Annotated in this window: 10 protein-coding genes and 1 pseudogene; 7 read left to right on the top strand and 4 right to left on the bottom strand. The window is 70.2% G+C overall.

Annotation, left to right across the window (positions count from 1 at the left end; all coding sequences use genetic code 11):
- Positions 1-176: 176 nt before the first annotated feature.
- The 6 genes and pseudogenes from MJ777_RS22700 to MJ777_RS10350 all read left to right on the top strand — a co-directional run.
- Positions 177-308 (top strand): annotated as a pseudogene (locus tag MJ777_RS22700) (SDR family oxidoreductase); the annotation flags it as partial.
- A 372-nt stretch (positions 309-680) separates the two neighbouring features.
- The gene (locus MJ777_RS10370; RefSeq protein ID WP_370652694.1) at positions 681-1274 is read left to right on the top strand and encodes a nuclear transport factor 2 family protein; all 594 of its coding nucleotides are present in this window, start codon (positions 681-683) and stop codon (positions 1272-1274) included.
- Positions 1271-2788 (top strand): class I adenylate-forming enzyme family protein, encoded by a 1518-nt coding sequence (locus tag MJ777_RS10365; protein ID WP_370652692.1) that lies wholly within the window; start codon positions 1271-1273, stop codon positions 2786-2788. The genes MJ777_RS10370 and MJ777_RS10365 overlap by 4 nt, the downstream gene beginning before the upstream one ends.
- Complete coding sequence (locus MJ777_RS10360; protein ID WP_239310086.1) at positions 2785-3807, top strand: LLM class flavin-dependent oxidoreductase; 1023 nt, start codon at positions 2785-2787, stop codon at positions 3805-3807. Before MJ777_RS10365 ends, MJ777_RS10360 begins: the two co-directional genes overlap by 4 nt.
- 267 nt (positions 3808-4074) lie before the next feature.
- Complete coding sequence (locus MJ777_RS10355) at positions 4075-4563, top strand: MaoC family dehydratase N-terminal domain-containing protein (protein ID WP_239345135.1); 489 nt, start codon at positions 4075-4077, stop codon at positions 4561-4563.
- Positions 4563-4982, top strand: a complete 420-nt coding sequence (locus MJ777_RS10350; protein ID WP_239310084.1) for a MaoC/PaaZ C-terminal domain-containing protein — start codon at positions 4563-4565, stop codon at positions 4980-4982. The genes MJ777_RS10355 and MJ777_RS10350 overlap by 1 nt, the downstream gene beginning before the upstream one ends.
- Positions 4983-5161: 179 nt before the next feature.
- On the opposite strand, the gene MJ777_RS10345 is transcribed toward MJ777_RS10350, so the two are convergent.
- From MJ777_RS10345 to MJ777_RS10335, 3 genes are all read right to left on the bottom strand, one after another.
- Positions 5162-5950 carry an SDR family NAD(P)-dependent oxidoreductase gene (locus MJ777_RS10345; RefSeq protein WP_239310083.1) on the bottom strand — a complete coding sequence of 263 codons (789 nt, stop codon included), beginning with the start codon at positions 5948-5950 and terminating at the stop codon, positions 5162-5164.
- Positions 5951-6126: 176 nt separating this feature from the next.
- Positions 6127-6588, bottom strand: coding sequence for a MaoC family dehydratase (locus MJ777_RS10340; protein WP_370652693.1), 462 nt, complete (start codon positions 6586-6588; stop codon positions 6127-6129).
- Between the two features lie 138 nt (positions 6589-6726).
- A complete protein-coding gene (locus tag MJ777_RS10335; RefSeq protein WP_239310081.1) occupies positions 6727-7548 on the bottom strand; it encodes an enoyl-CoA hydratase/isomerase family protein in 822 nt (273 codons plus the stop codon).
- A 294-nt stretch (positions 7549-7842) separates the two neighbouring features.
- On the opposite strand from MJ777_RS10335, the gene MJ777_RS10330 reads away from it, so the two are divergent.
- A complete protein-coding gene (locus MJ777_RS10330) occupies positions 7843-9072 on the top strand; it encodes an acetyl-CoA C-acetyltransferase (RefSeq protein ID WP_239310080.1) in 1230 nt (409 codons plus the stop codon).
- Between the two features lie 109 nt (positions 9073-9181).
- On the opposite strand, the gene MJ777_RS10325 is transcribed toward MJ777_RS10330, so the two are convergent.
- Complete coding sequence (locus tag MJ777_RS10325; protein ID WP_239375542.1) at positions 9182-10630, bottom strand: aldehyde dehydrogenase family protein; 1449 nt, start codon at positions 10628-10630, stop codon at positions 9182-9184.
- Positions 10631-10713 lie beyond the last annotated feature (83 nt).

Below are 10713 nucleotides of genomic sequence, written 5' to 3'. Positions count from 1 at the left end.
CCAGCGCTGTCACAGCCAGCGCACCAGCCCACCGGTCGCTGCTGGCCAGGGCTACAGCGCCCGCGCCGAGCGTCCCCACGATCAGGATCAGCCAGGACAGGATCCGTCCTTTTCCTGTGGTATCACCCATAGTGGTCAATCATCTACGGACGCGGCTGAGGGGCTGACCGCGGCCTCGTTTTCCTCAACAGCGCTGGGGGACGCCCGACGACCCCGCCCGCCTCATCGCCTGGCTGGCCACCGACGAAGCCGCCTGGATCACCGGCCAAATCATCAGCACCGAAGGCGGCTTCCGCCACTTCAGCTGACATCCAAGGCGCACCGATCGGTTGGTGCGGTGGTGGGGCTGATGCGCTCCCGGTTGAGGTGGTTCCCGTAGGTGATCTGCGCGTTCCGTGCGCGCCCGGGTCGTTGAGGTGGCCCTGCGGGAAGGCGTCGCCGGACGGGCAGCCGGGAACTATAGTGCAACTCATTAAGCGTATTGCTATTTGGGTTGGCCTGGTTGTGGTGGCGGTGTGACGGACGAGGAGGCCTGGCTGGCTCCTGTCCGGACGCGATCGGAGGCGATCGCCTGCCCCGCACGACGGCCCTCCCCGGAGCCCGGGTCCTTGGATCGTCGCGAAGCGACCGTCCGGGGGAAGGCCTGACCTGGAGGTGTCGTGACGACGCACGACGCGGGGTTGCTCGCGCGGTTGGAGCAGGTGGAGGCGCGGCTCGCGATCGAGCAGCTGCCGATCCGGTACGCGCTCGCGGTCGATGGACGTGACCTCGACGCCTGGGTTTCGCTGTTCGTGCCGGATGTCAACTGCGGGCGGCACGGCCAGGGCCGCGAGGCGCTGCGGGACTACATCGCGCCCAGCCTGCGGTGGTTCTACCGGTCGGTGCACCAGATCTGCGGCCATCGGGTGGAACTGCTCGACGCGGACAACGCCCGCGGGCAGGTGTACTGCCGGGCCGAGCACGAGGTCGGCGACCGCTGGATCGTCATGGCCATCTGCTACTTCGACACCTACCGCCGGGTCGACGGGGAGTGGCTGTTCGACCGCAGGGACGAGCGCCACTGGTATGCCGCCGACGTCAACGAGCGCCCGCAGGCCGTGGGCTTCGACAGCTGGGGCACGTCGCCGACGTCACCCGGTCTGCCCTGGTCCTTTCCGGCTTGGGCGGGTTTCTGGGAGGGCGTCGACACCACCGGGCTGACCGCGTCCGGGTCGGCTGTGCCTGCGGTGGCCGTATCCGGGCCAGCCGCTGCCGCCCGGACAACCCGGGCATGACCGCCGGGGACGGGACAACCGGGACTGGAGCCACTGGGGCTGGAGCCATCGGGGCTGGAGCCATCGGGGCCGGGACGACGTGGACGGCCCAGCTCGCCGAGGCCTGGTCGGGCTCAGGCGCGAGCCGACCGGCCGTGAGCAGCGGGACCGTCCGCTGGTCCGGCGCTGACCTGCTGCGTTACGCCGCGGGCGCGGCTGACTGGCTGGACAGCCTCGCCGTGGGTGTGGGGACACCGCTGCCGGCCCTGGTCTCGACCACGCTGGAAGCACTCGCGCTGACCATCGCCGGGGCAGCCACCCGGCGTCCGCTTGCGCCGATCAGCACCAGGCTTACCATCCGGGAGCTCGCCAGCTGCCTGGCCGGCCTCGCTGGCGATCTGCTCCTGGCTGAACCAGCCGTTGAAGATCTTGGACGCGAGGTGGCGGCGGCAACGGGGCGAAGGCTTGTCGTGCACCCGCCGGCCGCCGCGTCCGACCGGCCATTGTCCGACCGGCCGGCGGCGGAGCGGCCGGGCCCGGAACAGACCGCGCTGATCCTGCACACGTCCGGCACATCCGGAGTACCCAAGCCGGTGTTCGTGGCTCAGGGCAAGCTCGCGGTGCGGGTCCGGGTCAACGCGGCGATCGTCCACCTCGCACCGGGCAGCGTGTACGCATCCGGTTCGCCGTACCATCACATCGCCGGTCTCGGGATGATCGCGGTGGCGTTGGGTGCTGGTGCCACGGTCGTCTGTTCGCCGCCGTTCTCGCCGCGGACCTGGCGGGAGCTGGCCGACCACGGCACGACGCACGCCCTGCTGGTGCCGACGATGATCGACCGTCTGCTCGCGGAGAACGCCCTCGCGCTGCCCACGCTGCGGGTGTTGCAGTATGGCGCATCCCCGATTCATCCGGACACGCTCCGTGAGGCGATGGCCGTTCTCCCGGATGTCGACTTTGTTCAGATCTTCGGGCAGACGGAGGGCTCTCCGATCACCTGTCTGAGCTTCGAGGATCACCGGCTTGCCGCCACGACCCGGCCTGAGCTGTTGCGTACGGTCGGCCGCGCGGCCCAGGGCGTGGAGCTGCGGGTGGTCGACCCGGCACCGGACGGCAGCGGCGAGATCCGGGCCCGGGGCGAGCACCTTTTCCGTCCCGCGGCCGACGGCTGGCTCCACACCGGGGACCTCGGGCGTATCGATCCCAACGGCTATGTCACGCTGCTGGGCCGGCGCGGTGATCGCATCGTGCGGGGTGGGGAGAACGTGGATCCGCTGGAGGTGGAACAGGTCCTCAGCCTCCATCCGGCGATCCGTGAGGTTGCCGTGGTCGGCCGGGCCGACCGGCGCTGGGGGCAGGTCGTGAAGGCCTTCATCGTCCTGGTGGACCCACATGATCCACCGGATGTCGAGGAGCTGCGCCTGTTCGCGCGAGAGTCCCTGAGCGGATTCAAGGTGCCCGCCGAATGGGAGATGATCGATACTCTGCCGAGGGGCGCGGCCGGCAAGGTGCTGCGCCGCGTGCTGGAATCATGACCGCGGCGGGCAGCGGCCCAGCGGTCGTCGGCCCAGCGGTCATCGACACAGCGGTCGTCGACACAGCTGGGACGGTGGCGGCCGAGATCCGATCGGTTGGGCCGCGGATCGGGGTCCGGCCACCCTTCGCGTTGCTGCGCAGCGGCACGGAGCGGCTGTTCGACGCCGCGCGGCAGGTACGGGATCTCGGTTTCGACCATGCCGTCATCGGCGATCACGTGAGCTTTCGCGGTGGCTATGGCTCCGACGGGCTCATCCAGGCCACCGCGCTGTTGATGGCCGCGCCCGGCGTCGAGGTGCACACCGGGGTGTTCCTGCTCCCGCTGCGGCACCCCGTCCCGGTGGCGCGTCAGGTAGCCACGCTCGCCGCCCTGGCACCCGGCCGGTTCGTCTTCGGCGTGGGCATCGGAGGCGAGGACCGTGCCGAGATCGAGGCCTGCGGCGTCGACCCCGCCACCCGCGGCCGCCGGATGGACGAGGCGCTCGTCGTGTTGCGGGCGCTGCTGGCCGGCGAGGCGGTGACGGTCGACGGCGAGCACTTCCGGCTCCGGGACGTGCGGGTGTCGCCGCCGCCGGCTGTCGCCGTACCGATAGTGATCGGTGGCCGATCGGCCGCGGCGGTCCGGCGCGCGGGCCGGCACGGTGACGGCTGGCTCGGCGTGTGGGTCTCGCCCGATCGTTACGCCGCGGTCACCGCCGAGATCGACGGCGTCGCGGTCTCAGCCGGGCGAACCGGGATGGCCTGGCGGCACGCGCTGCTCGTCTGGTGCGGCTTCGGCAGGTCCGTGGAGGACGCGGGCTGCTCGGTCTCGCGGGCGATGGAGAGTTTCTACGGTGTGCCCTTCGACCGTTTCTCGAAGTACGTGCCCCGGGGAACGCCCCAGGACGTGGCCGAGGCCCTGGTGCCCTACCTTGAGGCGGGCTGCTGCGATGTGCATCTGCTGCCGGTCGCGGGTGATGAGGACGAGGCGATGGAGTCCGCGGCACAGGTGCGGCGCCTGCTCGTGCGGCGTGGGTGAGCGCCTGGAGGAGTAAGAGCGCCCGAGAATAGGACTGTCCGGCTCGCGGCTCCCCGCATCCCGCCCGGCCGCGTTGTCGTCAGTCGGAGCCCACCACCAGGGCGCCTTCCTCCGCCGCCTTGCCGGACCGGGCGCGGATGAGCCGCTCACTGACCGAACGCCCTATCCTCGGGCGCTCTAAGCCGGTAAAAGTATTAATGATTGCTCTATCTGGTGGCTGGAATCCTCGGCCGCCCGCCTTCAACGACGAGGAGTAGAGGAGTATTCGTGGGGCAGTTCACGTTCCCGGTGGAGGCCGGTCAGATCATGCTTTTCGCGCGTTCGGTCGGGGATCCCAACCCCGTCTACCACGACGCGCGGCGGGCCAGCGAGTCCGAGGCCGCGGGCATCATCGCCCCGCCGACGTTTGTGCAGTCCTCCGCCCAGTACGACCCCGACTACCCGCTGCGGCCACATGCCGGCGAGCCGTGGTTCGGCTCCGGCCGGGAGCCCACCGGAGTCACCGAGCCCGTCTCCGGCGGTGGCCGGCTGCACGCCGAGCAGCACTTCGAGTACTTCCGGCAGGTCCGGCCGGGGGACGTGCTCGAGGTGACCACCATCCCGGGCGACACCTGGGAGAAGACGGGCCGGCGCGGCGGCAGGCTGGTGTTCGAAGAACAGGTCACCGAGTACCGGGACGCCGCCGGTGAGCTGGTGGTCCGGGCCCGCGGTGTGAGCGTACGACCGGAGAAGCCGGTTGAGCAGGGAGCGAACTGATGGCACTACGTGGGGCTGACGTGAAGGTCGGCGAGGTTCGCGAGCAGGTGCTCGTCGAGGACCTCACCCGGACGCAGATCGTGCAGTACGCCGGGGCTTCCGGGGACTACAACCCGCTGCACACCGATGGTGTGTACGCGCACGACGCGGCCGGCTACCCGGGTGTGTTCGCGCACGGGATGCTGGCGATGGGTATGACCGCCCGCGCCGTCACCGATCTGGTGGGTGACGGCCGTCTCACCCGCTACGGCGTCCGGTTCAAAAGCCAGATCTGGCCGGGTGACCGGCTGACCGCCCGCGTCGTCATTGCCGGCCTGCGCGACGACGACGGCGTCGCCCTCGTCGACCTCGACGTGGTCACGGTCAACGAGCGGGGCGAGGAGGTCATCGCCGGCTACGCCACCGCCCGCGTGGACTGAGCTCCCAGGCTCCCGCCGGTTCCCGGGAACCCGGGAACCCGGGGCGCTTGGGGCGACAACGAGAAAAAATGATCGGCGCGAGTGTGTTCCTGCCGGAAACGCGTACCTGACGACACACTCGCGCCGATCTTCTGGATGGCCGTTGCTCTTCTGGCCGCCTGGGCCGTCCAGAGCCGGTTTCAGCCGGCCGTCACGGCGGGTTTGCGGCCGAGTTCGTCCAGCAGCGTCTGGCTGTAGGCGATCCGTCCGGTGATGTCTCCCTCGACCAGGGCCAGTGCGGCTTCGGCCAGCACCGAGGGATCCTCGAGCGGGAAGTCCGCGACGAGGTCGTGCGCGCCCGCTCCGGGTGTCGCGACGTTGTCGAGCGGGGCGAGCGCGTTGGCGCGGATGCCGTGACGGTACCCCTCGGACGCGACCGCGGTGGTGAAACGCTCCAACGCCGCCTTGCACAGCCCGTATGCGGAGAAACCGCGTTCGTACACGGCGTCGAACGGTGGGCCCTCGGGGTGCTGCGCGGCCCGGGAGGAGATGTTGAGCAGCCAGCCGGCTCCCCGCGCGCGCATGCCGGGAAGAACGAGCTGGGTGAGTTCGAACGGCGCCCACACCTGCACTTCGATCATCAGACGGAAACGCTTCTCGCTGAACTCCTCGACTGGCGCGAGAAAGGTGACCGCGGCGTTGTTCACGAGGATGTCGACCGGGCCGAATGCCTCGACGGTCTCGGCGACGATGCGGCGCCGGTCCTCGGCGGACGAGAGGTCGCCGCGGACGGCGACGGCCTCGTGACCGGCGGCCCGGATGCTCTCGACCGTTTCCCGCAGGCTTCCTGAGTACCGGGGGTCGGGGTCGAGGGTACGCGCCATGGCCGCGACCCGGGCTCCCTCGCTCGCGAGCCGGAGCGCCACTGTCGCTCCGATGCCGCGGCTGGCCCCGGTGACCAGCGCGACCTTTCCGTCCAGCGTCCCCACGGACCCTCCTACGGTTAGCGACTCCCGGGACCGCTGGGTGCGTGGTAAGAACCGCCACCGCGCACCCAGCGGCCGGCCAGGTTGGTCTGATAATGATCAGGCGATCAGGCGATCAGGCGATCAGGCGATCAGGCGATCAGGCGATCAGGCGATCAGGCGATCAGGCGATCAGGCGATCAGTGGCCGGCGCCGTCGGTCTCGACGAAGTCGCGTCCGCGGATCATGCGGGTCGGCGTGAAGACCATGACGTCCTTGCCGTGTTGGTTGCGTACCGTTACACGGCTGGCCACGATGCCGCGTCCGGGCTTGCTGGTCGGGCGAGCCGACAGGGTCTCGACGATCGCGTGCAGCGTGTCGCCGACGTAGGTGGGGCCCTTGACCGTCAGGTCCATCGACAGGAACGCCAGGCCCGTGCCATGCAGCGCGTTGGTCTGGAGCACCAGGCCCTCCGCGATGCAGTACACGAAGGCCCCCGGTACCAGCCGGCCGGTATACCCCCCGGCCGCGGCGTGGGTGGCATCGACGAACAGCGGTTCGTTGAAGCCGGCCCATTGGATGAATGTCATGAGGTCGGATTCGGTGATGGTCCGGGCCGAGGTGCGGAACGCCGTTCCCGGGAGCATCTCCTCCCAGGTCATTCCGGGCGCCAGCAGTGGCACATCGCCGCTCTTCGACGCGGGGGCTTCGCTCCCGGCCGTCGTGCTGCCGGTCGTTGTGCTGTCGGTCGTCGTGCTGTTGGTCATGGCTGAGCTCCTGGTCGGACGGCCGGCGGTCGGTCAGATGTCGGCGCGGTGCCGCGCCTCGACGGCGATGAAGTCCGGCCGGCGTTTCTCCCGGATGGCGGCGATCCCCTCCTGCGCGGACGGGCTCGCAAAGCCGTAGAACTCGTGCGCGAGCGAGGCTTCGAACGCGGGCAGCTGCAGCTGGTACCAGTGGTTGAGGGAGGACTTGGTCGCGCGCAGCGCGTCGGACGAGCCGGTCGCGAGTGACGTCGCCACCTCGAGACCGCGGGCGTGGACCTGGTCGTCGTCCACCGCCAGCGAGACCAGCCCGATGCGCTCGGCCTCCTCGCCGGTGAGGCGTTCGCAGGTGAGCAGGTAGTACTTGGCCTTGGCCATCCCGCACAGCAGCGGCCAGCACAGCACGGCGTGGTCGCCGGCCGCGACACCGAGGCGGGTGTGGCCGTCGACGATGGTCGCGTGGCGCCCGACCACCGAGATGTCGGCCATCATGCCGACGGCGAGACCCGCGCCGACGGCCGGGCCGTGCATGGCCGAGACCACTGGCTTGGACAGGTTGAGCACGCCGAGGACCATGGCGCGCGCCTCGTGCAGGACCCTGGTGCGGACCCCGGGGCTGTCGGCCATCTCCTGGAGCAGGTCGAAGGTGCCGCCGGCGGAGAACCCCTTGCCCTCGCCCTGGACGAGCACGACACGGGTCTCAGGGTCGCGGTCGATGACCGGCCAGACCTCGGCGAGGTCGCGGTGCATGCGGGGGCTGACCGCGTTGAGATTGGGTGCGTCGAGCACGATGCGCAGAACGCCGAGCGCGGGTCGCTCGAAACGCAGCGTCGGGAAGTCGTCGTATCGGTCGCTCACACGTGACTCCAGCGTTGTCGCGCCGCGGCCCGCGGCAGGGGGATCAGCTGTGGTCGTCTCGTCGATGACGGCTGGTCGGGACGGCTGGTTCCGAAGCACACTACTCGACGAATCGATTAATACGCTTACTGATTAAGTGTCGCACGTCGAGGCCTGTGGCGACGAGGCTGACGAGGTCAACGGGGTCCGGGGCGCTCGTGGTGGCGGCGGGTGAGCGCCCGGCTGGACTGTCGCACCTCGGTGTCGCTCATGGCATCGTTTATATAAATATTCCAATATTATCGGAGGCTTGCTGTGCGCGAGGCGTGGATCATCGATGGAGTACGGTCACCACGTGGCCGGGGCAAGGTGACCGGATCGCTGCACCCGCTGCACCCGCAGGAGGTGCTGGCGCAGGTTCTCAACGCCCTGCGTGACCGCGTCGGCTTCGACCCGCTCGAGGTCGAGGACGTGGTCGCCGGCAACGGGATGCAGACCGGGGAGCATGGCGCTGACATCGGCCGGCTCGCGTTGCTGGCGGCCGGCTGGCCGGTCGAGACACCCGGCTCGAGCCTCAACCGGTACTGCGGATCCGGCCAGCAGGCGGTCAGCTGGGCGGCGATGGGCATCCTGTCCGGTCACCAGGATCTCGTTGTCGGCTGCGGCGTCGAGTCGATGTCACGCTGGCCGGTGGCCGAGGGCGTGGTGACGCTCGACGCGGGCAACGCTCATCTGCGGGAGCTGTACCCGATGGTCCCGCAGGGCGTCAGCGCCGACCTCATCGCGACGCTGGAGGGCTTCACCCGCGAGGACGTGGACACCTTCGCAGCCCTAAGCCAGGAGCGGTGCGCCAAGGCCGTGGCCGAGGGCCGGTTCGACGGCTCGGTCGTGCCGATCAGGCATCTCGACGGCACGCTCGCCCTCGACCGTGATGAGTTCCCCCGCCCCGATACGACGGTGGCCACGCTCGCGAAGCTGCCGGCGTCGTTCGAGCAGCTGGCGACCCAGGTGCAGCCGGGCTTCGACCGGTCCTTCGACGACATGTGCCGCGAGGTCTATCCCCAGGCTGGCGAGATCCGCCACGTCCACCACGCGGGCAACTCCAGCGGCGTCGTCGACGGCGCGTCGGCGATCGTGCTTGCCTCGCCCGACTACGCCCGCGCCCACGGGCTGACCCCGCGAGCGCGCGTCCGGATGACCGCGGTGGCGGGCGCCGATCCTGTGATCATGTTGACCGCCCCCGGTCCGGCCAGCCTGCGTTGCCTGGCCAAGGCGGGCATGACCGTGGCCGACATCGATCTCTGGGAGATCAACGAAGCCTTCGCCGCGGTCCCGTTGAAGACCATCCGCGATCTTGATCTCGACCCGGAGCGGGTCAACGTCAACGGTGGGGCGATCGCGCTGGGCCATCCGATCGGAGCGTCTGGCCCGATGCTCATCCAGACCGTGCTGGACGAGCTTGAGCGGCGTGACCGCACCATCGGCCTGGTGACGATGTGCACCGGCGGCGGCATGGGCACGGCGACGATCGTGGAGCGGATCTGACCCCTGCCGGGCACGCCCGGGAGCGCGTCATCGGACCGGCCGTGGTCGGCCGTGGTACCCCCTCGGGACACCACGGCCGACCATCGGGTGCTGGCTCCTCGCTGGGGCCTCAGGGTGTGTCAAGAAAGATCGTCTTGTGTTCGAGGTACTCGGCCACGCCCTCCGGGCCGTACTCGCGCCCGTAGCCGGACGAGCCGAACCCACCGAAGGGCAGCGCGAAGTCGATCGCGGCCCCCTTGTTGATCGCAACGCTGCCGCTGCGGATGCGGCCGGCGAGCTGGCGGGCCTGGTCGAGGTCCTGGGAGAAGACGGCACCGGACAGCCCGAACGGGGTGCCGTTGGCGATGGCAACGGCATCGTCGAGGTCACGGTAGGTCAGCACGGTGAGGACCGGGCCGAAGATCTCCTCCTGGGCGATCCGCGACGTCGGCGACACGCCGGTGACGAGCGTGGGCGCGAGGTACCAGCCCCGCGTGGTGTGCGGCGGCGGGCCGCCGCCGGTGACCACCCGTCCGCCGTCCTTCTCGGCGTCCGTTATGTAGCCCAGCACCCGGTCCCGGTGCCGCTGGCTGACCAACGGGCCAACCGCGGTGGCGGGGTCACGGGGATCGCCGACGACCAGCGCCTCGAAGGCGGTCCGCAGCGCGTCGATCAGTTCGTCGTGCCGCCGCTCGCTGACGAGGACGCGGCTGAGCGCGATACAGGCCTGCCCGTTGACAAGAGTGACCGCCGCGACGACCGCGGCCGCGACCGCGTCGAGTGGAGCGTCGTCGCACACGATGCCGGCGGACTTGCCACCCAGTTCGAGACTGACCCGGGCCAGGTGGCTCGCGGCGGCAGCGGCGACCGCGCGACCGGTCGCGGTGCTGCCGGTGAAAGCGATCTTGTCGACTCCTGGGTGCCGGGCGAGGTGGTCACCGCCGACGCCGTCGCTCGCCACCAGGTTCAGCACACCGGTGGGGATCCCGGCGGCGCGGGCTGCCTCGGCCACCGGATAGGTGTCGAGGCAGGTCTCCGGCGCGGGTTTGCAGACGACCGTGCAGCCGGCGAGCATGGCCGGGGCGAACTTGTTGGCGGCCAGCACCAGCGGGCTGTTCCAGGCGGGGATTGCCGCCACGACACCGACGGGCTCCCGGGTGACGTCCGCCGAGGCGCCGAACAGGCCCGTCCGGCGTTCACTCATGGTCATCTGCTCGGCCAGACCGGCATGGTAGCGCAGCAGGGCGATCATGCCGACGGGCTCGGCCTGGGCCGCCCGCCGTGGCAGGCCGATTTCGTCGAGGACGAGCTCGCCTATCTCCTTGCGGCGCGCCGCGAGTTCGTTCGCGAACCCGGTGAGGTGAGCGGCCCGCTCCCCGATCGTCATCCGGGGCCACGGGCCGGTGTCGAAGGCCTCCCGGGCCGCGGCGACAGCCGCGTCGACATCGGCGGGCTCGCCGCACGGCGCGCTGCCGACGACATCTTCGGTGGCGGGGCTGACGACCGTGAAACGCCGGTCACCGGTGGCCGGGCGGAATTCTCCACCGATGAAGAACGCGTCCTGGCTGCTGGGCCGCATCAGCGGCCCAGCTCGATCACACCGCGGATGTTCCGCCCGTCGGTCATGTCCTGGTATCCCTCATTGACCTCGTCCAGCGAATA

It is taken from the genome of Protofrankia sp. Cj5 (assembly GCF_917627405.1).
In the GTDB taxonomy this organism is placed as follows: Bacteria; Actinomycetota; Actinomycetes; order Frankiales; family Frankiaceae; genus Protofrankia.
This window is presented reverse-complemented; position numbering and strand designations above follow the sequence as displayed.

What these genes read in the sequence shown, in the direction of transcription:
- MJ777_RS10365 (WP_370652692.1), top strand. Translation starts at nt 1,271, where the DNA reads ATGACCGCCGGGGACGGGACAACCGGGACTGGAGCCACTGGGGCTGGA.
- MJ777_RS10360 (WP_239310086.1), top strand. Translation starts at nt 2,785, where the DNA reads ATGACCGCGGCGGGCAGCGGCCCAGCGGTCGTCGGCCCAGCGGTCATC.
- MJ777_RS10350 (WP_239310084.1), top strand. Translation starts at nt 4,563, where the DNA reads ATGGCACTACGTGGGGCTGACGTGAAGGTCGGCGAGGTTCGCGAGCAG.
- MJ777_RS10340 (WP_370652693.1), bottom strand. Translation starts at nt 6,588, where the DNA reads ATGACCTGGGAGGAGATGCTCCCGGGAACGGCGTTCCGCACCTCGGCC.
- MJ777_RS10325 (WP_239375542.1), bottom strand. Translation starts at nt 10,630, where the DNA reads ATGCGGCCCAGCAGCCAGGACGCGTTCTTCATCGGTGGAGAATTCCGC.